General features: G+C 57.0%; 26 protein-coding genes, 1 tRNA gene and 1 pseudogene. 9 read left to right on the top strand and 19 right to left on the bottom strand.

Features of this window, described 5'->3' with window-relative positions; genetic code table 11:
* Window positions 1-3 precede the first annotated feature (3 nt).
* Both NH398_RS02210 and NH398_RS02215 read left to right on the top strand, forming a co-directional pair.
* Window positions 4-828, top strand: coding sequence for a metal ABC transporter ATP-binding protein (locus NH398_RS02210; protein ID WP_253016227.1), 825 nt, complete (start codon window positions 4-6; stop codon window positions 826-828).
* Between the two features lie 9 nt (window positions 829-837).
* Window positions 838-1,770, top strand: coding sequence for a metal ABC transporter permease (locus NH398_RS02215; RefSeq protein WP_290441364.1), 933 nt, complete (start codon window positions 838-840; stop codon window positions 1,768-1,770).
* Between the two features lie 15 nt (window positions 1,771-1,785).
* Here NH398_RS02215 and NH398_RS02220 read toward each other — a convergent pair whose 3' ends face one another.
* From NH398_RS02220 to NH398_RS02235, 5 genes are all read right to left on the bottom strand, one after another.
* Complete coding sequence (locus tag NH398_RS02220; RefSeq protein WP_253016229.1) at window positions 1,786-3,327, bottom strand: cation:proton antiporter; 1,542 nt, start codon at window positions 3,325-3,327, stop codon at window positions 1,786-1,788.
* Between the two features lie 30 nt (window positions 3,328-3,357).
* Window positions 3,358-3,807 carry an ion channel gene (locus tag NH398_RS02225; protein WP_159342389.1) on the bottom strand — a complete coding sequence of 150 codons (450 nt, stop codon included), beginning with the start codon at window positions 3,805-3,807 and terminating at the stop codon, window positions 3,358-3,360.
* Between the two features lie 38 nt (window positions 3,808-3,845).
* Window positions 3,846-3,974: a hypothetical protein gene (locus NH398_RS16700; RefSeq protein WP_285263245.1), complete on the bottom strand. Its 129-nt coding sequence runs from the start codon at window positions 3,972-3,974 to the stop codon at window positions 3,846-3,848.
* Complete coding sequence (locus NH398_RS02230; protein WP_253016231.1) at window positions 3,971-5,179, bottom strand: MFS transporter; 1,209 nt, start codon at window positions 5,177-5,179, stop codon at window positions 3,971-3,973. The genes NH398_RS16700 and NH398_RS02230 overlap by 4 nt, the downstream gene beginning before the upstream one ends.
* A gap of 62 nt (window positions 5,180-5,241) precedes the next feature.
* Window positions 5,242-6,636, bottom strand: a complete 1,395-nt coding sequence (locus tag NH398_RS02235) for a GntP family permease (protein ID WP_253016233.1) — start codon at window positions 6,634-6,636, stop codon at window positions 5,242-5,244.
* A gap of 207 nt (window positions 6,637-6,843) precedes the next feature.
* Here NH398_RS02235 and NH398_RS02240 point away from each other — a divergent pair, with 207 nt between their 5' ends.
* Window positions 6,844-8,187, top strand: coding sequence for a Na+/H+ antiporter NhaC family protein (locus NH398_RS02240; RefSeq protein ID WP_253016235.1), 1,344 nt, complete (start codon window positions 6,844-6,846; stop codon window positions 8,185-8,187).
* 80 nt (window positions 8,188-8,267) lie between these two features.
* Here the strand turns inward: NH398_RS02240 and NH398_RS02245 are convergent, their stop codons facing one another.
* The 4 genes from NH398_RS02245 to NH398_RS02260 form a co-directional block, all read right to left on the bottom strand.
* Complete coding sequence (locus NH398_RS02245; RefSeq protein ID WP_253016237.1) at window positions 8,268-9,002, bottom strand: RNA methyltransferase; 735 nt, start codon at window positions 9,000-9,002, stop codon at window positions 8,268-8,270.
* A 146-nt stretch (window positions 9,003-9,148) separates the two neighbouring features.
* Window positions 9,149-10,801, bottom strand: a complete 1,653-nt coding sequence (gene groL, locus NH398_RS02250) for a chaperonin GroEL (protein ID WP_253016239.1) — start codon at window positions 10,799-10,801, stop codon at window positions 9,149-9,151.
* Window positions 10,802-10,857: 56 nt separating this feature from the next.
* The gene (locus NH398_RS02255) at window positions 10,858-11,151 is read right to left on the bottom strand and encodes a co-chaperone GroES (RefSeq protein ID WP_253016241.1); all 294 of its coding nucleotides are present in this window, start codon (window positions 11,149-11,151) and stop codon (window positions 10,858-10,860) included.
* 227 nt (window positions 11,152-11,378) lie between these two features.
* Window positions 11,379-11,867, bottom strand: a complete 489-nt coding sequence (locus tag NH398_RS02260) for an FxsA family protein (protein ID WP_253016243.1) — start codon at window positions 11,865-11,867, stop codon at window positions 11,379-11,381.
* Window positions 11,868-12,061: 194 nt separating this feature from the next.
* On the opposite strand from NH398_RS02260, the gene NH398_RS02265 reads away from it, so the two are divergent.
* Window positions 12,062-12,823 carry an SDR family oxidoreductase gene (locus tag NH398_RS02265; protein WP_253016245.1) on the top strand — a complete coding sequence of 254 codons (762 nt, stop codon included), beginning with the start codon at window positions 12,062-12,064 and terminating at the stop codon, window positions 12,821-12,823.
* Between the two features lie 28 nt (window positions 12,824-12,851).
* On the opposite strand, the gene NH398_RS02270 is transcribed toward NH398_RS02265, so the two are convergent.
* From NH398_RS02270 to NH398_RS02280, 3 genes are all read right to left on the bottom strand, one after another.
* Complete coding sequence (locus tag NH398_RS02270; RefSeq protein WP_159342382.1) at window positions 12,852-13,844, bottom strand: hypothetical protein; 993 nt, start codon at window positions 13,842-13,844, stop codon at window positions 12,852-12,854.
* 35 nt (window positions 13,845-13,879) lie between these two features.
* Complete coding sequence (locus NH398_RS02275; RefSeq protein ID WP_159343757.1) at window positions 13,880-14,509, bottom strand: hypothetical protein; 630 nt, start codon at window positions 14,507-14,509, stop codon at window positions 13,880-13,882.
* Between the two features lie 162 nt (window positions 14,510-14,671).
* Window positions 14,672-14,756: transfer RNA gene (locus NH398_RS02280), tRNA-Leu, on the bottom strand.
* Between the two features lie 89 nt (window positions 14,757-14,845).
* Here NH398_RS02280 and NH398_RS02285 point away from each other — a divergent pair.
* From NH398_RS02285 to NH398_RS02295, 3 genes and pseudogenes are all read left to right on the top strand, one after another.
* Window positions 14,846-15,034 (top strand): annotated as a pseudogene (locus NH398_RS02285) (double zinc ribbon domain-containing protein); the annotation flags it as partial.
* 264 nt (window positions 15,035-15,298) lie between these two features.
* Window positions 15,299-15,547 carry a hypothetical protein gene (locus NH398_RS02290; protein ID WP_253016576.1) on the top strand — a complete coding sequence of 83 codons (249 nt, stop codon included), beginning with the start codon at window positions 15,299-15,301 and terminating at the stop codon, window positions 15,545-15,547.
* Window positions 15,548-15,578: 31 nt separating this feature from the next.
* Window positions 15,579-16,553: a serine/threonine protein kinase gene (locus NH398_RS02295; protein ID WP_253016247.1), complete on the top strand. Its 975-nt coding sequence runs from the start codon at window positions 15,579-15,581 to the stop codon at window positions 16,551-16,553.
* 81 nt (window positions 16,554-16,634) lie between these two features.
* Here NH398_RS02295 and NH398_RS02300 read toward each other — a convergent pair whose 3' ends face one another.
* On the bottom strand, window positions 16,635-17,228 hold the full coding sequence (locus tag NH398_RS02300) for a hypothetical protein (RefSeq protein ID WP_253016249.1): 594 nt from the start codon (window positions 17,226-17,228) through the stop codon (window positions 16,635-16,637).
* Between the two features lie 355 nt (window positions 17,229-17,583).
* Between NH398_RS02300 and folE the strand changes: the two genes are divergently transcribed.
* Entirely contained in the window at window positions 17,584-18,135 is a 552-nt protein-coding gene (gene folE / locus NH398_RS02305) for a GTP cyclohydrolase I FolE (RefSeq protein ID WP_159342311.1), read from the top strand.
* A gap of 111 nt (window positions 18,136-18,246) precedes the next feature.
* Window positions 18,247-19,707, top strand: coding sequence for an NAD-dependent succinate-semialdehyde dehydrogenase (locus tag NH398_RS02310; protein WP_253016251.1), 1,461 nt, complete (start codon window positions 18,247-18,249; stop codon window positions 19,705-19,707).
* A 72-nt stretch (window positions 19,708-19,779) separates the two neighbouring features.
* Here NH398_RS02310 and purH read toward each other — a convergent pair whose 3' ends face one another.
* From purH to accB, 6 genes are all read right to left on the bottom strand, one after another.
* Window positions 19,780-21,360, bottom strand: a complete 1,581-nt coding sequence (purH, locus tag NH398_RS02315) for a bifunctional phosphoribosylaminoimidazolecarboxamide formyltransferase/IMP cyclohydrolase (protein ID WP_253016253.1) — start codon at window positions 21,358-21,360, stop codon at window positions 19,780-19,782.
* 48 nt (window positions 21,361-21,408) lie between these two features.
* A complete protein-coding gene (gene fis, locus NH398_RS02320) occupies window positions 21,409-21,732 on the bottom strand; it encodes a DNA-binding transcriptional regulator Fis (RefSeq protein WP_159342308.1) in 324 nt (107 codons plus the stop codon).
* On the bottom strand, window positions 21,729-22,769 hold the full coding sequence (dusB, locus tag NH398_RS02325) for a tRNA dihydrouridine synthase DusB (RefSeq protein WP_159342307.1): 1,041 nt from the start codon (window positions 22,767-22,769) through the stop codon (window positions 21,729-21,731). Before dusB ends, fis begins: the two co-directional genes overlap by 4 nt.
* A 98-nt stretch (window positions 22,770-22,867) precedes the next feature.
* Window positions 22,868-23,779: a 50S ribosomal protein L11 methyltransferase gene (prmA, locus tag NH398_RS02330; protein ID WP_159342306.1), complete on the bottom strand. Its 912-nt coding sequence runs from the start codon at window positions 23,777-23,779 to the stop codon at window positions 22,868-22,870.
* A 128-nt stretch (window positions 23,780-23,907) separates the two neighbouring features.
* The gene (gene accC, locus NH398_RS02335) at window positions 23,908-25,248 is read right to left on the bottom strand and encodes an acetyl-CoA carboxylase biotin carboxylase subunit (RefSeq protein WP_159342305.1); all 1,341 of its coding nucleotides are present in this window, start codon (window positions 25,246-25,248) and stop codon (window positions 23,908-23,910) included.
* 30 nt (window positions 25,249-25,278) lie between these two features.
* Window positions 25,279-25,740 (bottom strand): acetyl-CoA carboxylase biotin carboxyl carrier protein, encoded by a 462-nt coding sequence (gene accB, locus NH398_RS02340; RefSeq protein WP_159342304.1) that lies wholly within the window; start codon window positions 25,738-25,740, stop codon window positions 25,279-25,281.
* Window positions 25,741-26,066: the final 326 nt, after the last annotated feature.

Genomic DNA, 26,066 nt, shown 5'->3' on the forward strand with positions numbered 1-26,066 from the left:
ACGATGTCCTCATTACCGTCTCAACCAGCCAGCGCCATCGAAGTGAGCGGTGTTTATGCGGCTTATCAGCGTCAGCCCGTGTTAGAGGACATTCACCTCTCGTTGCCTCGCGGGCGTTGGACGGCCATCGTGGGGCCGAACGGCGCAGGAAAATCGACGCTATTTCACGTGTTGACCGGCAGCATGAAGCCTCTGCGCGGCCGCGTGACGGCATTTGGTCAAGCCATCGAGCACCATCGAAAAGCTGGGCGCATTGCTTACATGGCCCAGCGAGAGGCCATCGAATGGGATTTCCCTATTTCGGTATGGGAAACCGTGATGAGCGCCCGCTATGGCCACATGCGCCAAGACGCGTGGTGGCGGAGACTGCTACCTGCGCGCTGGCATGCGCCACGCCACCGTGTTGCGGTGGAAAAAGCGTTATATGACGTCAACATGCTGGCGTTTGCCGACCGGCCCATCGGCGCCCTCTCGGGCGGTCAAAAAAAGCGTGTGCTGCTGGCGCGTGCGTTGGCGCAAGAGGCGAGTATCCTGCTGCTCGATGAGCCGCTCGCGGGGGTCGACCCACCCAGCGAACAGCTCATTCTCGACGTGCTCAAACGCGAGCGCGAAGCTGGACGAACCATCGTGATGGTGACGCACGATATGCCAGGCGCGCGTCGCTACGTGGACCACGTGGTGCTGATCAATCGATTCATTCGCGGTGAAGGTGCGCCCGACGAGATGCTGAGCGATAGCAAGCTGGCCGAACTCGCCGTGAGTGCCATCGAGCCATCTGCTCAGGGTGTTGGGCGTGCCAGCATGCCTGCGTTCGCTGGCAAAGAATAGGCAATTTGCATGTTACAAACGTTGGACTCTTTGAGTAGTGCCCTGGTGGCTGGGCTCATCGCAGCGGTGATGGTGCCCGTGAATCTGATGCCCGATAGCGTTTCAGAGGCGTTTCAGTACGCGTTCATGCAGCGCGCGCTGCTCACGTCGATGATGGTGGGGGCCATCTGCGGCATGCTGTCTTGTTATGTCGTCCTCAAGCGCTGGTCGCTACTGGGGGATGCGATCTCGCACGCCGTGTTGCCTGGCGTAGCAATCGCCTACCTGCTGGGCCTGCCCTTTTTTATCGGAGCCTTCGTCACGGGGGCGCTGACGTCGCTTGGCATTGGGGCGATCGAGCGGCACACGCGGATCAAGTCCGATGCCGCCATGGGCATCATGTTTACCGGGGCGTTTGCGCTGGGCGTCGTGCTGATCAGTAAAATCGCTTCCAGCACCCACTTGATGCATATTCTATTCGGTAACGTCTTGGGGGTTCAGCAGTCTGCGCTGATGCTGACGCTCGCTGCCAGCGTGATCGCATTGCTGTTGGTATGGCTGGCTTATCGCCCGCTCATGCTCTATGCCTTCGATCCGACTCAGGCGCAGGCACTGGGCTTCAACACCGGCGTGATTCATTACGGCTTGATTCTGCTGCTCACGCTCACCATTGTCGCTAGTCTGGAAACCGTCGGTATCATCCTGGTCGTGGCGATGCTGATTACGCCGGGCGCCACGGCCCACTTGCTGACCGACCGCTTCAAAACAATGCTGTTTATCTCCATCGGTGTGGGGGTAGGGTCTGCGGTATTGGGGTTATGGCTGTCGTTTGCGTTTGACGTGGCTTCCGGCGGCACCATCGTCCTGGTGGCGACGGGGTGTTTCTTCCTGGCGCTGCTGTTTTCACCGAAGCACGGTGTGCTGATGCGCCTATGGCGGCATCGCCATGTGGGGGCTTCTTAGCCCCCGCTGGCGTTATCAGCTTGCATCGCCGTGAAGTTTCTCCCAGGTTTTTTCAGCAATACCAATACCCGCGCCGGTCATTAATAAGTAGGTTTGATCGACGCCGGCATCGCGAAGCGGCTCGGCTTCATCTTGATAGTGAATGCCCGCAATCAGTTGGCCGGTAAAACCGGCCTTGCGCAGTTCTCGGCTGGCAATCAGCTTGCTTTCCATTTCTGGGGTGGCCAGTGTCACCGCAGTCAGGCCATCAAGATCGAGATGGTGCCAAAAACCGACATCCTCGATATCACCATAAAACACGCGGCGTTGGCTGTCGGTTTTATTGGGGTCGGAATCGATACCGGCGACCTCCAAACCCTTATCGTGAAAGAAGTCGTAGGCAGCGCTGCCCGTGCGTCCCATCCCCAGCACGAGAACGGTGGCCGCGCCTAAATTGACGGGCTGTTCGTCCGGGTGTCTCGAGCCGCGCTCGAAGCGCGTCAGATGTCGCTCCCAGCGATCGAACAGGCTGTGTGCCAAACGGTTGAGCGGCGCGGCCATCACGAAAGAAAGCGCGACGGCAATGGCCAGTGGTACCAACCACGCCTCAAGGATGCTCGACGCGACGATCAGGCCAAACTCACTGTAAGCGGTCAGGCTAAGGCTGCCCAGGAACGCATTTCTCGCACGCAACCGAAAGGCAATCAACAGGGCAAAAAAGAGTAGCCCCTTCAGTGGCAGCGCCACGGCCAGGGCGAGCGCAAAAAGGAGTGCTTGGGTGTCGGGGAGGCCAGCCATCCCAATTTGTAGAAAGAAACTGATCAACAGCACTTCCTTGAGCCCCCACAGCGCTTTCGAGAGCTCTTGGGCCCGAGGGTGGTGAGCAAGCAGCAGCCCCATCACCAAAGCCCCTACCTCCGAACTCAGCCCTACCATTTCAAAGCCCATTCCCCCCACGGCAATGGCCAGCACGGCGCCGGTCAGTACCAGCATTTCATCGTGTTGCGCAACGCTCATCAGCCAGTACAGCACGGGCCGCAGCAGTGGAAGGAGAAACACCAGCAAGGCCCAGGGACTAGGCGACTGACCGCTGTAGATGCTCAACACCGCCAGGGCGGCCAAGTCCTGAATGATCAAAATGCCAATCGCAATGCGGCCGTGTAGCGCCCGCAGTTCACGTTTGCTCTCCAGGACTTTAGCGGCCAATACCGTGCTCGAAAACGATAGCGCGATGGCGAGCAGTAACGCAGTCTCCAGCGGTAGCGATAGCAGAACCAAGAAGCCTACGGTGAAAATCAGCGCGGTCAAGGCGAGATGCAGCAGGGCGCTACCCAATACCACGGGTTCGGCTAGGCTCCTGATATTCAGCTTCAAGCCAATCGTGAAGAGCAGTAGTAAGACACCCAAATGAGCGAGGTGCTCGAGCAGCGGGCCGGCCTCATCGGGTAAACCAACGCTAGGGCCAAAGGCGTTCAAGGCAAAGCCAGCGGCTAGAAAACCCACGAGCGGAGGAAGATTGAGATGACGGGCGGCAATGCCGAATACGAACGCAAACGACAAAATCAGCACTTCGAACATGCGGTGTCCTTAACCAGCGAAGGGAGTGAGCTACTTATGTATACGCCAATGTTTTTGCATTTCGATAAACGTAAAGGACGCCGACCAGGTGATCAGCACGAAACCGGTCAGCGCCAGCGTACCGTAGAGAAAACGCACCGGGCCGACGGCATAGATATCGCCGTAGCCGACGGTAGTGTACGTCACGGCGGAAAAGAAAATGTAATCCAAAAGCTGAAAGCTCTCGTACCCTTTCAACGCGCCGATACCATGGATGGCTGACAGCCACCAGCCCGTTATCCCAAAGAGCCAAATTTCGGCGATGTGGGTGGTCAGCACGCCGAATGCCATGATCAAAATACGCTGGCGATGAGGGCGGTGGGAGCGTTCGATTTGGCGAGAGATGAGCCACAGCGCCTCGTAATGCAGTAACACGGCGAGCACGACGGCAATGAAGGTCGTCAAGACGACGGCTATATGGCCTGGATAGGGAATCGCCATGGGCTATCAATTGCCGGCGCGTTGAGATGACGCGTGATTTAGCACAGTCGGCTCCCCAGCAGCAAAAGGGCGGGGTCGAGCGTATGCCACCCCCACCAAGCCAACAGTGCCAAGCCACCCAACGCCAGTAGGCCGATCACGGCCCAGCCTGCTGCTGACACTGTCATGGTGTCACCTGTGGCGCAGAGGGGCGTGGCAGCGGCTTCTCGCTGATGAACCAGTGGAGCGCGGCGGCGACCACGGACAGTACGATGGCAATCTGCCACACCGTATTGTAGTGGCCGGTGAGGTCGTACAAAAAACCACCCAACCACACACCCATGAACGAGCCTAGCTGATGAAAGAGAAACACGATGCCGCCCAGCATGGAGAGATGGCGAACGCCAAACACCGATGCGACGATACCGTTCGTGAGCGGAACGGTGGAGAGCCATAACAGCCCCATGGCAATCCCGAAGAGATAAGCGCTGGTCGTCGTCAGGGGAAGGACGATAAAGGCCGTGATGATCACGCCCCGGATGAGGTAAAGCCAGCTCAATAGACGCGGTTTCGACCAGATACCCCCCATCCAGCCAGCAGTGTAGGTGCCTACGATGTTGAACAGGCCAACCAGAGCGAGCACCGTAGTGCCGACTTGGACGGCTAAGCCGTTATCGAACAGGTAGCCTGGCAAGTGGACCGCAATGAACACCACTTGGAAGCCGCACACGAAAAAGCCCAGGCAAAGTAGCCAAAACCCTTTTTGCCCCGCCGCTTCGTTAAGCGCATCGCGCAGGCTCAGATCGCCCAGCGCCTTGGGGCTTGGCCGGTCTTTGACCATGGCGCCCAGCGGTATCATGAGCGCTGCGATGGCTCCCATGGCCAACAGCGCAGAGGACCAGCCTAGCCACTCGATCAACCCCAGCGTGCCGGGCAGCATGGCAAATTGACCAAACGACCCCGCCGCACTGACGATCCCCATGGCCATACTGCGCTTCTCAGGGGGGACGGCCCGGCCCACGGCGCCGAGAATCACCGAGAACGTCGTTCCCGATAGGCCGAAGCCAATCAGCAGGCCAGCGCTGACGGTCATGCCGAGCGCGCTGGTCGAGAGGCTCATGAAGCAAAGCCCCAGGACATAGAGGATGCCACCCACCACGATGATTTTAGCCGCGCCAAACCGATCTGCCAGCGCCCCGGTAAACGGTTGAGACAGCCCCCAAATGAGGTTTTGGACGGCCAGTGCAAACGCAAAGACGCCGCGCCCCCAGCCGAAATCGCTGCTCATGGGTTCGAGAAACAGCCCGAACCCATGACGTAGTCCCATGGCCGTGGAAATAACCAAGCTGGCGAGCACGATCAACAGCAGCGTGTGGTGTTTCTGGAGGGCCATGGCACGTCTCTTATGGTGGATTGGTTAACGCGTTAATCAACTATCGCATGGCATTGGCGACTTTAGAAGCTTCCAAACAGCGTGCCGAGCGTAATCACACTGATCAGCGCGGCGATGGGCAGCACGATGGTGACCATGGCCACATTGCCATACGACTGGCGGTGGGTCAGCCCGCAAATAGCCAGTAGCGTGATCACGGCACCCGAGTGGGGAAGCGTGTCCATGCCGCCCGCGGCCAACGTAGCCACGCGGTGCATGAGTTCAGGGTCGATGCCTGCTTGCTGTGCCATGGCCAAATACTCACTGCCCAACGTTTGGAGCGCAATGGAGAGGCCGCCTGAGGAGGAGCCGGTGATGCCTGCCAGCACGCTCATTGCCATGGCCTCAGAGATGAGCGGGTTGCCCGGAGACACATTGAGCACGGCATCACGAATGATGGCAAAGCCTGCCAAGCTGGCGATGACCGCGCCGTAGCCTACTTCCGAGGCCGTGTTGAAAATCGGTAGCAGCGAACCAAAGCAGCCTTGATTGATGGTAGTTTTCAAGTCTTGCCAGTGACGCCAGCGCGTGATGATGAGCCAAGCCGAGGCGCTGAGCAGGGCAATCAGAATGGCCCAAAGCCCTGTTTGGCGGCTGGGCGTGACGTTGTCGAACGCATCGCTGATGAAGCTCAGATCCATGGCCGGGAATATCCCGTAGGTGAAGAGAGCGTTGAGGCCAATCACCATGACCAGCGGAACCAGCGCGACTGCCAGTGGCATGCTGGGCGTAGTGCCGGTGTCACTCTGGGCGTCTGTTTCCCGCTCGGTATGCGTGCCATAGCCTTCGCCGTGAAGCGCCGCTTTATTGACCCGCGACTGCAGATACAGAGTGCCCAACCCCAGCATGATCAACCCAGCGACGATGCCAAGCCCCGGTGCCGCGAAGCTGTTGGTACCAAAGTAAGGAATGGGAATGGCGTTTTGGATGGCCGGCGTGCCGGGGAGCGCCGTCATGGTAAAGGTGAAGGAGCCTAAAGCGATGGAGGCGGGGATAAGGCGCTTGGGCACATTGGCCTGGCGGAACAGTTCACGGCTGATCGGGTAAATGGCAAAGGCCACGACGAACAGCGAGACGCCGCCGTAAGTCAGTACCGCGCAGGCCATGACCACCGTCAGTACCACGTGATGGGTACCCAACCGCTTTACGATGCCATTGGAGATCGACTGGGCGGCGCCTGAGTCTGCCATCAACTGGCCGAAGAGCGCGCCCAGCAAGAAGAGAGGGAAGAACTGCATGACATAGTTGCCCAGGGCGCCCATGAAGGTATCGGTGTAAATGGGCAGTAAAAAAGCACCCTCGCCTGATAGTAAAACCGCTAACGCGGCCATCAACGGCGCAAGGAGGAGGACCGAAATGCCGCGATAGGCAAGCAGCATCAATAGCGACAACGAAATAATAATGGCGAGCATGCCCATACAGGCTCCTAAGCATTTGTTAATTTAGTAAGCGGTGCGTTTAAACAAAGGCCGGGATACTAGGCATAATGTTGCATAGCAGCAATAGCGTTGTGACTAAAGTCGTAACCAAAAGAGAGCGTCACTTTCGCCTGATTAAGCGCGCCCCATCTGTTAAAATCCGCCACCTTTGGCGTTGATGACCTTCCAATAACCCTGGGTATTTCCATGAATGCAGTAATTCTTGCAGTGCTCGTCATGGTGGCACTGTCACTTCTTCGCGTGTCCGTCGTTTTCGCACTGGTGGTCGGTGCGTTGGTAGGGGGGCTGGTCGGAGGCCTTTCCTTAGACGATACGCTCAGCGCGTTCAACGAGGGCGTCGGTGGGGGCGCGCAGGTGGCGCTGGCGTACGCAACGTTAGGCGCTTTTGCCGTGGCCATTTCTCGTTCTGGGTTGCCGGACATGCTGGCGAACCGATTGATCACTCTGTTGGGTAAAGAAGCGACCGCCGCCCACCAAGCACGGGTGAAGTTGCTGCTGCTGGTGGCCGTACTGCTGGTCGCGATCTCCTCACAAAATGCCATTCCAGTCCATATTGCGTTCATTCCCGTGCTGATTCCACCGCTGCTGGCGGTGATGAATCGTCTGCAACTCGACCGCCGCGCCGTGGCTTGCGCTCTGACCTTTGGTCTTACTGCGCCCTATATGCTGCTGCCGGTAGGATTCGGGGCGATCTTCTTGAACGATATTCTGTTAGCCAATCTCAACAGTGCCGGAGAGCCGCTAGGACTGGAGATCTCTCGTGGCATGGTGCCCCTGGCCATGGCCATTCCGGTGGGCGGCATGGCCATCGGCCTTTTGGTCGCCCTGCTGTTTAGCTACCGCGGCCAGCGCAGCTACGCAACTAAGGACGTGGCCGCGCCCAATGGCCAGGCGCACACACCTGTCGAACCGCACCTCTTAGGGTTGGTCATGTCAGGCGTGGCGATCGTGGCCGCGCTGGGCCTTCAACTCTACACCGGCTCGATGATCGTTGGCGGTTTGGTGGGTATCGGCTTGCTGTCGCTGGGTGGCATTTTCAAATGGCGCGAGGCCGATGATTTGTTCACCAGCGGCATGCGTATGATGGCCTTGATTGGCTTTATCATGATTTCGGCGGCAGGCTTTGCGGAAGTCATGAAAGCCACCGGTGATATCGAATCGCTGGTCGCAGGTGCTTTCGATCTGTTTGGCGATAATCGTGGCTTGGCCGCTTTGGTGATGCTGTTGGTTGGCCTGTTCATTACCCTGGGCATTGGCTCTTCGTTCTCTACCATTCCCATTATTGCGGCGATTTTCGTACCGCTGGCCGTGCAGTTTGGGTTCTCTCCCATGGCGACCGTGGTACTGGTGGGCACCGCTGCCGCATTGGGGGATGCTGGCTCGCCGGCGTCGGATTCCACCTTGGGGCCAACGTCAGGTTTGAACGTAGACGGTCAGCATGACCATATGTGGGATAGCGTGGTGCCCACGTTCCTACACTATAACCTTCCGCTGATTGCGTTTGGCTGGCTGGCCGCCATGTCGCTTTAAGCGTCCTTAGTACCTTCCCTACCGAAAGGGCAGCGCTAAGCTGCCCTTTTTGATGGAAGCGCGTTGAGCGGAGTAAGACGCTACTGCTTAGGCAAGTGCGCTTCAAACGCACTCAGCAGACCGCGCAGCAGCGAAAGCTCTTTACGGCTGGGCTGGGCACGGGCGAACAGCGCCTGTAACTGCTCTTCGGTGCGGGCGTGGGGTTGGGTTAAGAAGCCGCTCTGTTGCATCAAACGCCCAAGGTGCTCCTGGAAATAGCTAAACTGTTCTCGGCTAGGAGGTGTTGCTTCTAGCGGGCGCTGGTACTTAAAGCCGCTGGCATCGCGCTTGCGCCAGGCGCGGTGGACTTCATAGGCGAGGATCTGCACCGCTTGCGACAGGTTGAGAATGCCATACTCCGGGTTGGCGGGAATGCTTACCTGATGGCTACAGCAGCGAATTTCATCGTTGGTCAGCCCAGAGCGCTCCCGGCCAAACACCAGGGCAACCGGTGCCTGGCTGGCGTTTTCGATGACTTGCTGGGCCATCTCGTCAGGCTCGTCGAAATGGGGCAGCGGCATGCTGCGTAACCGAGCGCTGGCGCCGACCACTTGCACGCAATCGCGCACGGCCTCTTCTAGCGTGCCCACGCAGCGAGCGTTTTCCAGCACATCCGTGGCACCGGCGGCTAGGCGAGTGGCTTCTTCATCGGGAAATGCGCGTGGGTTCACCAGTACAAGCTCCGTTAAGCCCATAGTTTTCATGGCGCGGGCAGTGGCGCCAATATTGCCAGGGTGGAACGTTTGCACCAGGACGATACGAATATTGGAAAGCACGGAAAATTGAACCTAAAAGCTGCCAAATAAAGGCGATGATGGTAGCACGCTTTGTTGCGCTATAAAGGTGATGCAAAAAGAAAGAACCCCGCCGAAGCGGGGTTCTTTATGACGTTAACCGTCAGAGCGTTAGGCTCATGGGTGCATCACATCATGCCGCCCATTCCACCCATTCCGCCCATTCCGCCCATGCCACCCATATCGGGTGCGGCTTCTTTCTCTTCCGGGTCGTCGGCGATCATGCACTCAGTGGTGATCATCAGGCCAGCGACGGAACCAGCGGACTGCAGCGCGGTGCGGGTCACTTTTGCCGGGTCGAGTACGCCCATTTCGAACAGGTCGCCGTATTCGCTGGTTTGCGCGTTGTAGCCGAAGTTACCTTCGCCATCTTTCACGCGGTTGATAACCACAGCGGCTTCTTCGCCAGCGTTGGTAACAATTTGACGCAGCGGTGCCTGCATCGCGCGCAGCGCCATGTTGATACCGTGGTTCTGGTCTTCGTTATCACCGGTCAGGCCTTGTACTTTGGCCATGACGCGTACCAGGGCAGTACCGCCGCCAGGTACAACGCCTTCTTCTACAGCAGCGCGAGTTGAGTGCAGGGCATCTTCAACACGGGCTTTTTTCTCTTTCATTTCCACTTCGGTCGCGGCACCGACGCGGATAACGGCAACACCGCCTGCCAGTTTGGCAACGCGCTCTTGCAGCTTCTCTTTGTCGTAGTCGGAAGAGGTTTCTTCGATCTGCGCGCGGATTTGGTTAACGCGTGCTTCGATGTCGTCCTCTGCACCTGCGCCATCGATGATGGTGGTGTTCTCTTTGGACATGGTCATACGCTTGGCGGTACCCAGGTGATCCAGGTTCGCTTGCTCAAGGGTCAGACCTACTTCTTCGGAGATCACGGTGCCGTTGGTCAGGATAGCGATATCCTGCAGCATCGCTTTGCGACGGTCGCCGAAGCCAGGTGCTTTGGCAGCCGCAACTTTCACGATACCGCGCATGTTGTTCACGACCAGCGTCGCCAGCGCTTCGCCTTCGATATCTTCAGCGATGATGGCCAGCGGCTTGCCTTGCTTGGCAACGGCTTCCAGCACCGGCAGTAGTTCGCGAATGTTGGAGATCTTCTTGTCGACGAGCAGGATGTACGGATCTTCCAACTCGACGGTCATGGTGTCTTGGTTGGTGACGAAGTAGGGCGAAAGGTAGCCGCGGTCGAACTGCATGCCTTCAACCACTTCAAGCTCGTCTTCAAAGCCGCGACCTTCATCAACGGTGATGACGCCTTCTTTACCGACTTTTTCCATCGCTTCGGCGATGATTTCGCCAATGCGCTTGTCGCCGTTGGCAGAGATAGTACCTACCTGGGCAATGGATTTGGTGTCGGTGCAGGGTACAGACATCGCCTGGATCTCTTTTACCGCCGCCGTGACCGCTTGGTCGATACCGCGCTTCAGATCCATCGGGTTCATGCCGGCAGTAACGCCTTTCAGGCCTTCAGCCACGATGGCTTGAGCCAGAACGGTAGCAGTGGTGGTACCATCACCTGCGGCGTCGGAAGTTTTAGAAGCAACTTCTTTCACCATTTGGGCGCCCATGTTCTCGAACTTGTCTTTCAGTTCGATCTCTTTAGCGACAGAGACGCCGTCTTTGGTGACGGTCGGCGCGCCGAAGGATTTGTCCAGTACTACGTTGCGGCCTTTCGGACCCAGCGTGACTTTTACGGCATTCGCCAGAATATCAACACCACGCGCCATGCGTTTGCGAGCATCATCAGAGAACTTAACTTGCTTAGCTGCCATGTTCGTTACTTCCTAACTATTGAAATAAAAATGGGAAAGTAATTAGCCGAGGCGAATTAGCCTTCAACGACGGCCAGGATATCGGCTTCGCTCATGATCAGAACTTCTTCGCCGTTGATTTTCTGCTTCTCAACACCGAAGCCGTCTTTGAAAATCACCGTATCGCCAACTTTCACGTCCAGCGGGCGTACGTCGCCGTTATCGAGAATGCGGCCATTACCAACGGCCAGGATTTCGCCACGCGTGGGTTTTTCCTGTGCATTACCCGGTAGCACGATGCCGCCAGCGGTTTTCTGCTCTTCTTCCACGCGACGGATCACGACGCGATCGTGCAAAGGACGGATATTCATGCTCACGTTCTCCTGAGTATCGTCAAAGCCCTAAAAGGGCAGTTAGCTTAAAGTGATTTCCGCGGGCCAAGCCCTCGGAAAGCGAAGGCATGATGCCTTCATGTCAATGGCGAAAGCGAAGCCTTCGCCGAACCTGTGTGCTGACTCAAAAGTGGGGGCTAGCCAACACCTTTCAAGGGGTGGGTAAGAAAAAAATTACCAGCCACCCTAGAGATGAAAGGGAGGGTCTAGCGGCGGCGCGGATCGTCATCACCACTAATAAACTCGCCCTCGATAGGGCCCTCTTGGCCGTTTGACGAAGGCTTCTCACCGGATGCGTCCCAGCCCGAGGCGCCACGTTGATAGGTGTGCTGCTTGGTAGCAGCGCCTTTTAACCCCACCCAAGTGAGCGCTTTCATGAGCAGTTGTCGAGCATTGGGAATCAAGCATGCGATACCCAGCGCATCGGACAGAAACCCTGGGGCAAGCAAAAGGGCGCCACCAAAGATGAGGGCAGCGCCAGTCAGTAGCTCCTGAGAGGGTATTTCGCCCATTTGCATCCGCTGTCGGGCGCGGGCAAAGGTGGAAACACCTTCTTTTCGAATCAGATGAAGGCCAATGAAACCGGTGCCTAACACCAAGATCAGGGTGCTCAATAAGCCTATCTGGCTGCCGATTGAGAAAAGCAGCACAAAGTCCAGTAGCGTAAAGAGCGATATAAAGAGAAGAATGGGCATAGCCAACTCCAAAACAGGCGTAATTGGTCAATATGGTGACAGAAATATAAAAAACAAGCCGTTCTGAGAGGTCACTACCTCCCTTAGACGCTCGATATTGATAGCGGGCTCTTCTATGCTGCAATGCAAAAAGCGTTTTGGGCGAGCTGGTTGACGGCAATGTTGCGGATAAACCTGCATAAGGAGAGAGAAAGATGCGAGTGGATAACAGAGTCATTGCCATTACGGGTGGAGCACGAGGGCTAGGATTTGCCATCGCGCAACGACTGGGCAGGCAGGGTGCCCACGTGGCGTTACTGGATAGGAGTGCTGAGGCTCTGGATGATGCGGTGTCCGCCTTGGGCGCCGAGGGCGTGACGGCTCAGGCGTTCGTGGTCAACGTGGCCGATGAGGCCTCTGTCGAGCGTGGGTTTGCGGATATCGCCGAGCGCATGGGTCCCATTAGCGGCTGCGTGAACAATGCTGGTATTACCGATGATGGCCTACTGATCAAAGCCAAAGAGGGGCGCGTGGAAAAGCGCATGACGCTCTCCTCGTGGCAAAGAGTGCTAGACGTCAACTTAACGGGCGTATTCTTATGCGGCCGTGAGGCGGCCACGCAGATGATCGAGGCGGGGCATGAGGGCGTTATCGTCAATATTTCCAGCATTTCCCGCGCGGGCAATATGGGGCAAAGCAACTACGCCGCAGCAAAGGCCGGAGTGCACGCTCTGACCGTAACGTGGGGCAAAGAGTTGGCACGCTACGGGATTCGTACTGGCACGGTGGCACCGGGCTTTATCGACACCGATATGACCGCTTCTATGCGGCCCGACATGTTGGAAAAAATCGCGTCGAGCGTCCCGTTGCAACAGTTGGGCGAGCCGGACCACATTGCGCAAAGCGTTGGTTTCATTTTCGAGAACGACTATTTCACTGCGCGCATCATCGAGTGTGACGGGGGGGTGCGGCTATAGAGCTGCTTATCATCGCTGATGATGGCACTTAGAAGTGGAAGTAGTCACGTTGGATGTCACGCTGGAAGTACATTTCCAAACGCAGTGTCATTGCCCAGCGAGGATCGTAGCTATCCTCGCGTTGAAAATGCAGCTCTGGAATCACATCGCCAAAGAGAATGCCTTTATGGATATCTCGGCGATAGCGAGTTTGTAAGTAGTAGTTGGTCATGCGGGGATTAGAAGCACTTTCGCCAATGGCGATGGCCGAGTAGCGCAGCGCGCTGCGGTCGTTGAGGCGCTGGTTGAGCTGAGCGACTTCGCTATACTCCAGCTTGTCTTCTTCCTCTCGCCATTGCACGGTGGTGATGAAGCGCAGGTGTCGGTTGGCGGACAGCGGCCGACCGACATCCCAGGTCGTGCGCGCAGAGTAGCCCTCATTGTTGAACCAGGAAACGCGGTTGAACGATTCGAGTTGCCAGGGCCCGTCGCCAAGGTCCCATAACCGTTCACTGGTAAAGCGCACATAGGGGTCGAGCGGCATGCGCAGACGAATTCCCGCGCCTATCCGGTTGCTCCAGTTTTCTCGTTTGTCCCGGCTTTCTAGCCAATCCAGACCAAACGTCGAAGTGCTGCGGTCTTGTTGATCGTTGTAGAGTCGCCCAGAGCCTTGCTCCGCTAGTGTGCCCTGTGACTCTTCGGGATCGCTCTCTACCACAAGCCTAAGGCGCTCTTCGGTAGTGGGGAGGTCGATTCGATAGCGAACGCTGATGTCACCGCTGGTCCCGTCGCCCTCCATCCAATCGATTTCCTGGCCTAATCGAAGGTAGGATTTATTTTCGACCGTTGCCGACTGGTCGCCGCCAAAAAAAGCATCAATATTTCGAGAGGTGTTGTCGACCCAGTTGCCAACGCGGGTGCGGAAAGGTTCTACCCGCTCTTCGGCCCAGTCCGGTAAATCGCTATCTTCCTCGGCGGCATAGATATCAAGCGACAGGGAGGCAAGTGCGCCAAGGCAGATAAACGCAATGACTGGTTTCATAAGGTCGTCCCCAACGTTTTAATTATGTACACGCATTATTGTGCTTTATGCATTTCGATGGCTTTTGCCCACTTCAGCACTCGCTTGCGATCCTTTCGGCTGTTCATGCGTTCGGTATCGACTTTTAACGGAGTGAGCTGATGGAGCGGGCTGGCGTTCAAGTCCAAGGCAAAACGCCGCGAGGCGCCTACGGGCATATCCTCCGAGCCATAAATAGCGATCACTCGTATCTCAAGCTCGGGCGTTTGGCGATGCAGTGCGTCTTGATCTAGCTGCCAATGCTGAGCGATCTGATCGACGATCGAACCGAAGGATTGAATGTGCAAATAGTCGCCCGATGCCAAAGGGCCTTGGTGAGTGCGGTAGCATGCCTCATCGTCGTCGCCACTTTGCTGCTGGTACTCGACGACATCCAGCTCGTACACACCTTCATGAGTATGCAGTACGGCAACCAAATGCTGAATATAGATGGCCTCGCTGCTCATATTACTAATCAAGCACAGCGCGTTAGTGCCCACGCCTTTACCTCGGTTGACGATAATACGAGGTCGACGCTGACGAACGTAACCGTTATAAAGCAGCTGCGCGTAAAATACCCACACCAACAGCGTGCAGATGCTTGTCACTGCAGAAATTGCCTGAGCGTTGTCGTTCAGCCATTCCATCATTGAGATCCTTCTCAAATTAAGCGGCGTATAAAGATCGATAACGTAGCGTAAAAAGAGGGCCGAGTCAGCTAGTTAGATCAAAATGGGGAAGTTAAAAACAAAAAAATTCGGTCAGCTAAAAGCTGCCGAATTGATTGAGGTGTTACGCTTTAAATAAATTGGTGCGGATGGGGAGACTCGAACTCCCACACCTTACGGCACTAGAACCTAAATCTAGCGTGTCTACCAATTCCACCACATCCGCAGAAGACGAGGCGTATATTATCAACTTGTGCGTTAATGTCAATCTTATGCAGCGTTATTTTTAGCATTGGCAAGTAAGGTGGACATATCATGCTGAGATGGACCTCATTGGCGAATCAGTGGTTTAGGCGAGGATTGCCGGGTTACTGCGCGTTTTGTTTCTACTCGCAAGCCGGTGAAGAGGGGTGGTGTTCGGAGTGTTATTCCATGCTGCCTTGGAATCGAATGAGCTGTAAGCGGTGTGCCGAGCCGCTGACAGCCGCGCATCAAACATACTGTGGCCACTGTTTGGCCGAACCGCCCAACTTTACGGCCACCACAGCGCCGCTTTGCTACCAAGAGGCTATTACACAGCTAGTGCATGATTTTAAATTTCATGCATCGCCCCGGGCGGGCAGACTGCTTGTGAATTTAATGCTGTCAAGGCGACCACATGCGTTGGGCTGTGCGTTGCTGCCTGTCCCCATGTATCCAGGTCGCGCTCGAGAGCGCGGGTTCAATCAAGCGCAGTGGCTAGCTGAACGGCTTGGTGAAGGCGTGGGGATGCCTCTGATTCACGCCCGTTGTATCAAGCATTTGCCCTCTCAGCGCTCGTTGAACCGCAAAGAGCGGCAGCAAAATTTAAACGGAGCTTTTGTCGTGGCAGGCGACATGCCGGAGCACGTGACGATTATTGATGATGTGGTGACGACCGGCGCTACTGGGCATGCGCTCGCTGCCGAGGTGCTGGCGCAGGGTGCCAAACGTGTCGATGTGTGGGCAGCTGCCCGCACACCGCTTCAGAAGAGTTGATAAACTAGGCCGCTCATTCAAGGAGTCATCTATGTCGCATCCGTTTAGTACGCTGTCACCTGATGTCGTTATGTCGGCCATCGAGTCGGTGGGCATTTGGCCGGTGGGTGAGCCCTTTGCACTAAATAGCTATGAAAATCGTGTGCTGATGTTTCGAGATGAAGATGGCGGTCGTTGGGTGGTGAAGTTTTATCGACCAGAACGCTGGTCAAACGAGGCGATTCAGGAAGAGCATGACTTTTTGACCGAATTGGCGCAGGCCGGCGTGCCCGTCGTGGCTCCGTGGCGAGATGACCAGCACGCCTCCTTGCACACCTTCGAAACGTTTCGCTTTACGCTGTTTCCGCAATGTTCTGGCCAAGCGCCAGAGCTGGATGACCCAGCGCAGCTATTTGCACTAGGCGAGGTGCTGGGGCAGCTTCACGAAGTGGCGGCGCGAAGGCCGTTTCATCATCGCGAAACGCTGCGGCTTGAACCAGACGTGAGCGATGCCGAACGGCGCGTGGTGGCGAGCCCTTGGCTCAATGATCACCAAGTACGCGCCTATCAACGTGTGGTAGGGAAGATACGTGAACGCCTGGAAGACGTAGCGGTGGACGCGGACAGTATGATTCGCACTCATGGCGACTGCCACTTGGGGAACGTGCTTGGCCGCGAAGGCGCTTTTAAGCTGGTCGACTTCGACGACTGTTTGACGGCCCCTGCCATTCAGGACGTATGGATGCTGCTTCCTATGGAACAGCCGCAGCAGTGGCGAGCGCAGCTCAGTGAAATGGTAGAGGGGTACGAAGAAACCCGGCCATTTCCGCACCAGCAAATGTCCCTCATCGAGCCGTTGAGAGCGTATCGTCTGATACGTCATGCGGCTTGGCTGGTCGACAGATGGGAAGACCCGGCTTTCCCCAGAGCGTTTCCATGGCTGGCCGAAGCGGGATACTGGGATCAGCACATTCGTCAGCTCGAACAGCAGCTACTTCACTTGGAATCACCGCTATGGCTGGCGTAGCAGGCTAGCGATGGCTGGGGGTAACCCAACACGGCCTTTCATGATGACGCGCGAAAGGCCGTTATACGACGCGATGGACGTTTACTCGGGTTGTTCCGTGGGGGCGGGGTTTTCGACGCTTTGATCAGGGTCTGGACGCTCACCGGGGATGGGGTTCGCCACGCCGTCGCCGTTGGCCTGGCGTCGGGTTGCGTTGATCTCGGCAGACGGATTGTCTTGCGCCGCAATATGGATGCTTTCGTCGAGGGTGAGGACAAAAGACTGCCCCGGCGCGAGGGTGCAGTCGCCGTTGTTGCACGCCAAACCATATTGACCATCTTCTGCGTAGGCGCTGGCAGAGAATTCGCCGGAGTAAATGGCGCTCTCTGCATCATGCGTTTCAATGCAGGTGGCGTCTTGGGTCGTAATGCGAATACGATCACCGTTGAGCTGGGCGTTCGCCACCAGTAAGCAGTATTCGGGTAGCGAGTGCGTCGTGCCGCTGGCCTGCTTGGGATGCAACAGAAGGTCGGTATAACGTGGTTGGCTGCTATTGAATGTCAACGCCTCGACCACTTCAACGCCCACCTTAGCGCCGCTAGGCAGATCCAGCGTCGACTCCTCTGCATGCAAAGGTGATACAAATAGCGTACCCAGCAGGGCAGTTAGCCAAAAGGGCGATGATTTAAAAGACATAGCGTACTCTCAACAGTGGCCCCTGCAATGTCAGCAGGAAAATAGTGCCCATAGCATAGCACAGCTCCTATAGTGCCGAAGGGGGGTGCGTGTCACTCTGCCACAGCCTGCTTAGGTGCGTTAAAATAGATTAATGTACCGTTCTTGTTGTACATAAATTGTTTAAGGTATATTTTTTGTACAGGATGGTTTGTCCAAGATAGGCGTTCAGCTAGCACTCGTAGGGTAAGGCAGCTAAACGGATGACACCGCAAGCTAGAAGTAGCTTGCCGATAATGGAAGCTCGCTGGCGCGTTAACATTGCTGCAAGGCGATTAAGTGATAGCGAATAAGCACAGTTTTGATGAGGCCTACCATGACCGACGATATCGCCCAACACTACCGTCAGATTATTACCGCGCTGGGTGAAAACCCCGATCGCGAAGGGCTAAGAGACACGCCAAAGCGTGCTGCGAAAGCCATGCAATTCTTGAATGCCGGCTATCAACAGTCGCTCGAAGAGATCGTCAACGGTGCCGTGTTCGAGTCACAGACCGATGAAATGGTCCTGGTGAAAGATATCGAGCTTTACTCGATGTGCGAGCACCACCTTCTCCCATTCATCGGCAAGTGCCATATTGCCTATTTGCCTAGCGGCAAGGTGCTGGGACTTTCCAAGTTTGCCCGCATCGTCGATATGTACGCGCGCCGCATGCAGATCCAAGAGAACCTGACCCGCGAAATTGCGGAAGCTGTGCAACAGGTTACTCAGGCGAGGGGAGTGGCGGTCGTCATTGAAGCCCGCCATCTTTGCATGATGATGCGTGGGGTCGAGAAGCAGAATTCGAGCATGACGTCTTCTGTCATGTTAGGAGGCTTCCGCAGCAACCAAGCCACCCGCCAAGAGTTCTTAACGTTGATTAGCTAAACAAGGATGGCTCCGTCGTTTTGGGCCAAAGGTTTGGTGAAATAGATCGTTTCGTCTTAGCATGAACGAGTCAATGAGCCTATCAGGCCGTCATTTGGTCAGGAGTCTGTCATGGAAGCGCTGAGAGAAACACAGCTATATTGCCCGTTTGCCTATATCGATGGCAGCTGGGTGGCCGCTGACAGCGGTGAGCAAATCAACGTCACGAACCCCGCTACCGGTGAGCCCGTCGGCGATATCCCACGCTTGGGACGAGCGGAAACCGAACGCGCCATTGATGCGGCGGACGCAGCACTTCCTGCCTGGCGGGCACTCACCGCGCAAGAACGTGCGGACTTACTGCTCAAATGGCATGACTTGATGCTCGAGCATAAGCAAGACCTTGCCCTGCTCATGACGCATGAGCAGGGCAAGCCGGTCAAAGAAGCTGAAGGTGAGATCGTCTACGCCGCCAGCTTTTTACGCTGGTTTGCCGAAGAGGCCCGCCGCGTTTACGGCGAAACCATCCCCGCGGCCAATGCCAACCAGCGCATAGTCGTCACCAAGCAGCCCGTAGGGGTCGTGGGGGCCATCACTCCTTGGAACTTCCCAGCGGCGATGATCACTCGTAAGGCGGGCGCGGCTTTGGCGGCTGGTTGCACTATCGTAGTGAAGCCTGCAAGCCAAACGCCATTTTCGGCGACGGCACTAGCACTGCTGGCCGAACGTGCTGGCATACCCCGGGGCGTCTTCAATGTAGTGCCGGGTAGTGCGTCCGACATCGCCAAAGCGCTGACCGAGTCCCCTAAGGTTCGTAAAATCACGTTTACGGGATCGACGGAGGTAGGGCGTACGCTGATGGCCCAAGCCGCAGAACATATCCAGAAGATTTCACTGGAGCTGGGCGGCAACGCACCCTTCATCGTCTTTGAAGACGCCGATTTGGACGCCGCCGTAGAAGGTGCGATGGCGGCCAAATTCCGCAATGCCGGGCAAACCTGCGTTTGCACCAATCGCTTTTTGGTCCAATCCAGCGTCATCAATGCGTTTTGCGAAAAGCTGGCGGTCGCTATGAATAGCGAGCTTAAAGTGGGGGATGGCACCAAGCCAGGCGTGAACATCGGGCCTTTGATCGATGAGGACGCGGTGAAGAAGGTGAGCGAACACGTCCAAGATGCCGTTGACCACGGTGCCGAACTGCTGCTGGGCGGTCATCCGCATCCTCTGGGGGGCAACTACTTTACGCCCACGCTGATCAGCTTTGCCACTGACTCCATGAAAGTGGCCCATGAAGAGACGTTTGGCCCGCTGGCCGCCGTGTTCCCCTTCGATGATGAAGAGACCGCCATCGAGATGGCCAACGACACCCAGTATGGGTTGGCGTCTTATTTCTACTCTCGTGATTTGGCTCGTGTATGGCGTGTCGCAGAGGCGCTGGAGTACGGTATGGTCGGCATCAACACCGGGCTCATCTCCAATGCCGCGGCACCCTTTGGCGGGGTAAAAGCGTCAGGACTGGGCCGTGAAGGGGGGCATCAAGGCCTGGAGGAGTACCTGGAAACGAAATACCTGTGTATTGATCTTGGCAAGTAACACGCCCTAGACCGAAAAAGCCCCCACTTGTTTCAAGTGAGGGCTTTTTTATGCGGGAGAGTGATGCGCTGTTTAGTGGCGGAAGTGGCGCATGCCGGTAAATACCATGGCAATGCCTGCTTCGTTAGCGGCATCGATCACTTCCTGGTCGCGCATGGAGCCGCCAGGCTGGATGACAGCAGTAATGCCTGCCTCCGCAGCAGCATCGATGCCGTCACGGAAGGGGAAGAAGGCATCGGAGGCCATCACGGAGCCCGGCACGGAGAGCCCTTCATCGGCGGCTTTGATGCCAGCGATTTTCGCAGAGTACACGCGGCTCATCTGGCCTGCACCGACGCCAATGGTTTGGCCCGCTTTGGCATAGACGATGGCATTGGACTTGACGAATTTGGCCACACGCCATGCAAAGGCCAGGTCGCGCAGCTCCTCTTGCGAAGGCGCACGCTCGCTGACGACGGTCAAGGCGTCTTGAGTGACCATGCCTTGGTCGCGATCCTGTACCAGCAGGCCGCCGTTGACACGTTTGAAATCCAACGCTGGCTGCGTCGAACCAGGCCAATGCGCGCTCACGTCGAGCAGTCGCACGTTTTGCTTTTCGGCCACAATGGCGGCTGCGTCCTCGCTGACCCCTGGCGCGATGATGACTTCGACGAACTGGCGGTCAATGATGGCGCGTGCAGTGTCGGCATCCAGCGGTACATTGAAGGCGATGATGCCACCAAAAGCGCTGGTCGGATCGGTAGCGAAAGCTTTTTCATAGGCTTCCAACGCCGTTGCACCCATGGCCACGCCACAGGGGTTCGCGTGTTTGACGATGACGCAAGCGGTATCATCAAAGGCTTTGACGCATTCGAACGCTGCGTCGGTATCCGCCACGTTATTGAAAGAGAGCGGTTTGCCTTGCAGTGTTTTAGCCGTGGCAACGCTGGGCTCGCTGGCGGTGGGGTCGACATAGAACGCTGCTTTCTGGTGCGGGTTCTCGCCGTAGCGCATGTCCTGCTTTTTGTGCAGCTGCAGATTGAAGGTGCGAGCGAACGTGGCATCTTCGCTGGTGACCTGACGGCCGAGGTAGTCAGCGATGGCGCCATCATAGCCAGCGGTGTGCTCGAACGCCTTGACGGCGAGATCAAAGCGTGTCGCGGCGCTCACTTGGCCCGCGTGCTCCTTAAGTTCATCGAGTACGCGGGCATAGTCGCTCGCATTGACCACGATGGTGGTATAGGCGTGGTTTTTAGCGCAAGCCCGCACCATGGTCGGGCCACCGATGTCGATATTTTCGATGGCATCTTCGAGCGTGCAGCCTGGCTTGGCGACCGTCTCAGCAAACGGATAAAGATTGACCACCACCATGTCGATCGGAGTGATGTCATTCTCCGCCATGACGGCATCATCCTGACCACGGCGGGCGAGAATGCCGCCGTGAATCTTGGGATGCAGCGTTTTAACACGACCGTCCATGATTTCCGGAAAGCCAGTGTGCTCGGACACTTCTTTCACCGCAATGCCATGCTCTTGCAGCAAGCGGAAGGTGCCACCAGTAGAGAGCAGCTCGACGCCGTTTGCGGCGAGGCCTTGGGCAAACTCTACGATGCCTGTTTTATCGGATACGCTCAGAAGGGCGCGGCGGACGGGGGTAGCGGTACTATCGGCCATAAGGGTGCTCGTCGTGTGCGGGTCTAAGGTTAAAACAGCAACGCCCCATCAAGGGGCGTCACTTTCAATCAATCCATACTGCTTCAACTTTTTGCGCAGCGTGCCACGGTTCAGTCCGAGCACGTCGGCGGCGCGCGTTTGATTGCCGTCCGTGTGCTCCATTACGCAGGCCAGCAGAGGCGCTTCTACCTCGGCCATTACCATCGCGTAAAGGTCGGAGGTTTGGCTGCCATCGAGATGCTCGAAGTAACGACGCATGGCGGTCTCGACGGCTTCACGCAGGGGCTGGGGCTGCGCGCTGGCGGAAGGGTCTGCTAGCGTGCCAGAGAGTCGTGAGGAGCGTTCGCTGGAGAGCAGGTCGCGTTCAGTCATGCTGCATGGCTTCCTTTGGCTAACAGACGCTGAGGGGCGTCGTGGGTCATGGCGTTATGAATCCAGTCAAACTGCGCGTCGGGTGAGGACAGGGCGTTGAACTGCTGCTTGAGCGTGCGCTGTTCGGTGTCACTAAAACGCGGATCGTCATTGAGATACCAGCCGACGTGCTTACGCGCGATGCGCACCCCCATGGTATCGCCATAGAAGTCATGCAGTGCCTGCAGGTGCTCTAGCAGTACGCGGCAGCGCTCTGCCAAACTGGGTGCCGGGAGCCGTTCACCATGCGTCAAGTAATGCGTTATTTGCTGAAAAATCCACGGATTCCCTTGCGCCCCACGGCCCACCATCACCGCATCAGCGCCGGTGTAGCGCAGTACGTAGGCGGCTTTTTCAGGAGAGGTGATGTCGCCGTTGGCAATGACAGGGATCGTGAGCTGCGATTTGATGTCGGCAATCGTGTCGTACTCGGCTTCACCAGTATAGCGCTGTTCACGATGACGGCCATGAACGGCCAGCGCTTGAATGCCTGCGGACTCCGCCAGTTTGGCAATGTGCAGCGCATTGTTGGACGCGGCACACCAGCCAGTGCGTATCTTGAGCGTGACGGGAATGTCGACGGCACGTACCACGGCATCCAAAATGTCAGCAACGAGAGCCTCATCGCGCATTAGAGCAGACCCTGCGGCCTTATTGCAGACCTTTTTAGCGGGACACCCCATATTGATGTCGATGATCTGGGCACCTAACTCGGCATTGAGTTTCGCGGCTTGGGCCAGCATCTCGGCATCGCCCCCGGCGATCTGCACGACACGTGGGCCGGGTTCGCCCTGGTGGTCCATGCGTAGCTGCGATTTGCGTGTGTGCCAAAGTGAAGGGTCCGACGTGACCATTTCGCCCACGACCCAGCCAGCGCCCAAGCGGCGGCAAAGCTGGCGAAATGGGCGGTCGGTGACACCCGCCATCGGGGCCAGCATGACCGGGTTAGGCAGTTGGTAGGGCCCAATCGCAGGTGGCGACGTAGTCATCAGAGTCATTGCGGTGCACTTTGGTAGGCATGAAAGCGACGAGTAGGACGTTTCAAGGGGGCGTATGATACGCCTACTCGACGAGGGATTGAAGGCCAATTCCGATTTTATGCGGGGCGTCGGCCTGTCAAGCGTACCCACCCCTCCCGCAGGGTCGGTTCATCCATGTAGAGCCCTTGTGCTTCATAGGCGTCCAGAACGTCCGTGGCTTGGTTGGCCAGTATGCCGGAGAGCGCGATACGCCCACCGGGAGCGACATGCCCGGCAATCATGCCCGCTAGCTCGACTAACGGGCCTGCCAAAATGTTGGCCGTGACGATAGGGTAGGGGCCGCCTGACAACTGCTCAGGATAGTAGAGCGCGAACTGCTCCTCACCGATGGCATTGCGCTCGGCGTTATCTCGGCTGGCTTGCAGCGCCTGAGGGTCGATGTCCGTGCCGTCGGCATGGGTGGCGCCCAATTTCAGCGCAGCAATGGCGAGAATGCCAGATCCGCAGCCTACATCCAGCACGGCTTTGCCCTGTAGCTCGTTGCTCACGGCTAATCCGTCCAGCCACTCCAGGCACAGCGCGGTAGTCGGATGGGTGCCGGTACCAAACGCAAGGCCGGGATCAAGGATCAGATTGACGGCACCTGCCTCGGGCGGCTCATGCCAACTCGGCACGATCCATAGCCGTTCGCCCATGCGAAGTGGCGTGAAGTCATCCATCCACTCCCGTTCCCAGTCCCGATCCGCCAGCAGCTCGTATTCGATGGTAGGGCATGGCTCTCCGGGCACTTGCTCCGACCAAGCGGCTTCAATGCGACTCAGCATGCCATCGATACCGTCTAGATCATCATAAAGGCCCGTCAGTATGGTGTCTTGCCACAGCGGTGTGGTGCCGCGCTCGGGCTCGAAGACGGGGTCGTCGTGGGCATCCTGCAGGCCAATGGCCGTCGCGCCTTCTTCGAGAAGTAGCTCTTCGAGAAGATCGGCCTGCTCAGGGGCGACGTGTGCTTTTAATTGCAGCCAGGGCATGGGGGTCTCCACGGCGAGTAGGGAATAAGGAAACTAGCGCGAACTTTTATACGAAAAACGCGGTGGATAGGCGTTGGCCATTCCACGAAAATGCCCGCCGAAAGGCGGGCATCATGGCTACCCAGCGGTTAGCTGCTGAGCTTCTTTTCCAGGTAGTGAATATTGACACCGCCCTGGCGGAAATAGCTATCGCGTACCAAGTCTTTCTGAAGATCGATATTGGTCTTGATGCCTTCGACCAGCAGTTCGTCCAGCGCGTTGCGCATGCGTGTCAAAGCGATGTCGCGATCGGCGCCCCAGGTAATCAGCTTTCCAATCAGGGAGTCGTAGTGCGGCGGCACGGTGTAGCCGGTGTACAGGTGAGAGTCCATACGAACGCCCAAGCCGCCGGGGGCATGGAACAGCGTGACTTTACCGGGAGAAGGCATGAAGGTGCGTGCATCTTCTGCATTGATACGGCACTCGAACGCGTGGCCATTCAGCTTCACGTCTTCCTGGCGAATCGACAGCGGTAAGCCGGACGCAATACGCAGCTGTTCTTTGACGATATCGACGCCGGTGACCATCTCCGTGACCGGATGCTCGACCTGAACACGAGTGTTCATCTCGATGAAGAAGAATTCACCGTCTTCATACAAGAATTCGAAGGTACCCGCGCCCCGGTAGTTGATCTCGATACACGCCTGACGGCAGGCTTCGAGCACTTTGGCGCGTGCGTCGGGGTCGATGCCCGGAGCTGGCGCTTCTTCCAATACTTTCTGGTGGCGGCGCTGCAACGAACAGTCGCGGTCATAAAGGTGAATGGCGTTGCCCTGGCCGTCAGCCAGCACCTGTACTTCGACATGGCGCGGCTTTTCGAGGAACTTCTCCATATACACGGTGCCATCGCCGAAGGCCGCATGGGCTTCGGTGCGCGTCACGGTAATGGCAGAAAGCAAGTGGCCCTCGGTATGAACGACACGCATACCGCGGCCGCCGCCACCCGCTGCCGCTTTAATGATCACCGGGTAACCAATACGACGTGCAGTGGCCAGATTCGTCGCATCATCGTCGCCTAGAGGACCGTCGGAGCCAGGTACCGTGGGAACGCCAGCAACTTTCATGGCTTCGATGGCGCTGACTTTATCGCCCATCAGGCGAATGGTCTCGGCGCGCGGGCCAATGAAGGTGAAGCCTGAGCGCTCTACCTGTTCGGCGAAATTAGCGTTCTCCGAGAGAAAACCATAGCCGGGATGAATGGCGCTCGAGTCCGTCACTTCTGCGGCACTGATAAGCGCAGGAATGTTCAAGTACGACTGCGCCGACGAGGCAGGGCCGATACAAACGGCTTCATCGGCAAGGCGAACGTGCATCAATTCGCGGTCTGCCTTGGAGTGAACCGCTACGGTTTTGATCCCTAGCTCTTTGCAGGCGCGTAAGATACGAAGGGCAATCTCGCCGCGGTTCGCGATAAGTACCTTGTCCAGCATGGGAGAATCCACCCGTGTTGATATGAAAGATTAAGCGAGGACGATCATGGGCTGATCGAATTCCACCGGCTCGCCATCTTCCACTAGGATGGCCTCGACCACGCCGTCGCGGTCGGCTTCAATCTGGTTCATCATTTTCATGGCTTCGACGATACAAACGGTATCGCCTTGCTTCACGGTGTCGCCCACTTCAACGAAGGCTTTGGCACCCGGCGCCGGACTGCGGTAAAAAGTGCCTACCATAGGAGAGTTGACCGCTTCACCACGATAACTAGCGCCCTGAGGTTCTGCATCGGCGGGAGCCGTGGCCACCGGCGCTTGAGGAGCTGCCGGTGCCGGCTGTGCGTACTGTGGCATCGGCTGCGGCTGCCAAGCACCGCCGTTGGGGTGACGGCTAATACGAACCGACTCTTCACCTTCCTGAATTTCGATTTCGCTGATGTTGGACTCTTCCAGCAGCTCGATCAGTTTCTTAACTTTGCGAATATCCATTCGTAGGGCCCCAAACGTTGATCAAAGTAGCACGCCGCAAGCGAAATAAGCCCGCGTGACGTGGCGCTCTCAAGCGCAGTAAACCAAATTTAAAAATTGAGAGAACGAGGCACGATGTCGAACGTTACCCCAAACTCAACGCTAAAAGATGAGTTTTTTAGCAAATATGGCTGCGGAGTTTGCCGAAAAACTCAGTCACTGTCCAGTGGCAGCCATTGAGGGTACGAATTTTGCGACTTAAACAACCGTTTGACGACGATCGCGACACGGTGTCACAAAAAGTGTTCGAAAGCATTAGGTCTGCGTGAGCGACGGCTAATCGGGCG

Source organism: Halomonas sp. CnH100-B, from assembly GCF_024124605.1.
In the GTDB taxonomy this organism is placed as follows: domain Bacteria; phylum Pseudomonadota; class Gammaproteobacteria; order Pseudomonadales; family Halomonadaceae; genus Vreelandella.

Excerpts from the sequence above, each read along its gene's own strand:
- NH398_RS02210 (WP_253016227.1), top strand. The coding sequence starts at position 4 with ATGTCCTCATTACCGTCTCAACCAGCCAGCGCCATCGAAGTGAGCGGT.
- NH398_RS02215 (WP_290441364.1), top strand. The coding sequence starts at position 838 with ATGTTACAAACGTTGGACTCTTTGAGTAGTGCCCTGGTGGCTGGGCTC.
- NH398_RS02220 (WP_253016229.1), bottom strand. The coding sequence starts at position 3,327 with ATGTTCGAAGTGCTGATTTTGTCGTTTGCGTTCGTATTCGGCATTGCC.
- NH398_RS02225 (WP_159342389.1), bottom strand. The coding sequence starts at position 3,807 with ATGGCGATTCCCTATCCAGGCCATATAGCCGTCGTCTTGACGACCTTC.
- NH398_RS16700 (WP_285263245.1), bottom strand. The coding sequence starts at position 3,974 with ATGACAGTGTCAGCAGCAGGCTGGGCCGTGATCGGCCTACTGGCGTTG.
- NH398_RS02230 (WP_253016231.1), bottom strand. The coding sequence starts at position 5,179 with ATGGCCCTCCAGAAACACCACACGCTGCTGTTGATCGTGCTCGCCAGC.
- NH398_RS02235 (WP_253016233.1), bottom strand. The coding sequence starts at position 6,636 with ATGGGCATGCTCGCCATTATTATTTCGTTGTCGCTATTGATGCTGCTT.
- NH398_RS02240 (WP_253016235.1), top strand. The coding sequence starts at position 6,844 with ATGAATGCAGTAATTCTTGCAGTGCTCGTCATGGTGGCACTGTCACTT.
- groL (WP_253016239.1), bottom strand. The coding sequence starts at position 10,801 with ATGGCAGCTAAGCAAGTTAAGTTCTCTGATGATGCTCGCAAACGCATG.
- NH398_RS02255 (WP_253016241.1), bottom strand. The coding sequence starts at position 11,151 with ATGAATATCCGTCCTTTGCACGATCGCGTCGTGATCCGTCGCGTGGAA.
- NH398_RS02260 (WP_253016243.1), bottom strand. The coding sequence starts at position 11,867 with ATGCCCATTCTTCTCTTTATATCGCTCTTTACGCTACTGGACTTTGTG.
- NH398_RS02265 (WP_253016245.1), top strand. The coding sequence starts at position 12,062 with ATGCGAGTGGATAACAGAGTCATTGCCATTACGGGTGGAGCACGAGGG.
- NH398_RS02270 (WP_159342382.1), bottom strand. The coding sequence starts at position 13,844 with ATGAAACCAGTCATTGCGTTTATCTGCCTTGGCGCACTTGCCTCCCTG.
- NH398_RS02275 (WP_159343757.1), bottom strand. The coding sequence starts at position 14,509 with ATGGAATGGCTGAACGACAACGCTCAGGCAATTTCTGCAGTGACAAGC.
- NH398_RS02290 (WP_253016576.1), top strand. The coding sequence starts at position 15,299 with ATGCCTCTGATTCACGCCCGTTGTATCAAGCATTTGCCCTCTCAGCGC.
- NH398_RS02295 (WP_253016247.1), top strand. The coding sequence starts at position 15,579 with ATGTCGCATCCGTTTAGTACGCTGTCACCTGATGTCGTTATGTCGGCC.
- NH398_RS02300 (WP_253016249.1), bottom strand. The coding sequence starts at position 17,228 with ATGTCTTTTAAATCATCGCCCTTTTGGCTAACTGCCCTGCTGGGTACG.
- folE (WP_159342311.1), top strand. The coding sequence starts at position 17,584 with ATGACCGACGATATCGCCCAACACTACCGTCAGATTATTACCGCGCTG.
- NH398_RS02310 (WP_253016251.1), top strand. The coding sequence starts at position 18,247 with ATGGAAGCGCTGAGAGAAACACAGCTATATTGCCCGTTTGCCTATATC.
- purH (WP_253016253.1), bottom strand. The coding sequence starts at position 21,360 with ATGGCCGATAGTACCGCTACCCCCGTCCGCCGCGCCCTTCTGAGCGTA.
- fis (WP_159342308.1), bottom strand. The coding sequence starts at position 21,732 with ATGACTGAACGCGACCTGCTCTCCAGCGAACGCTCCTCACGACTCTCT.
- dusB (WP_159342307.1), bottom strand. The coding sequence starts at position 22,769 with ATGACTCTGATGACTACGTCGCCACCTGCGATTGGGCCCTACCAACTG.
- prmA (WP_159342306.1), bottom strand. The coding sequence starts at position 23,779 with ATGCCCTGGCTGCAATTAAAAGCACACGTCGCCCCTGAGCAGGCCGAT.
- accC (WP_159342305.1), bottom strand. The coding sequence starts at position 25,248 with ATGCTGGACAAGGTACTTATCGCGAACCGCGGCGAGATTGCCCTTCGT.
- accB (WP_159342304.1), bottom strand. The coding sequence starts at position 25,740 with ATGGATATTCGCAAAGTTAAGAAACTGATCGAGCTGCTGGAAGAGTCC.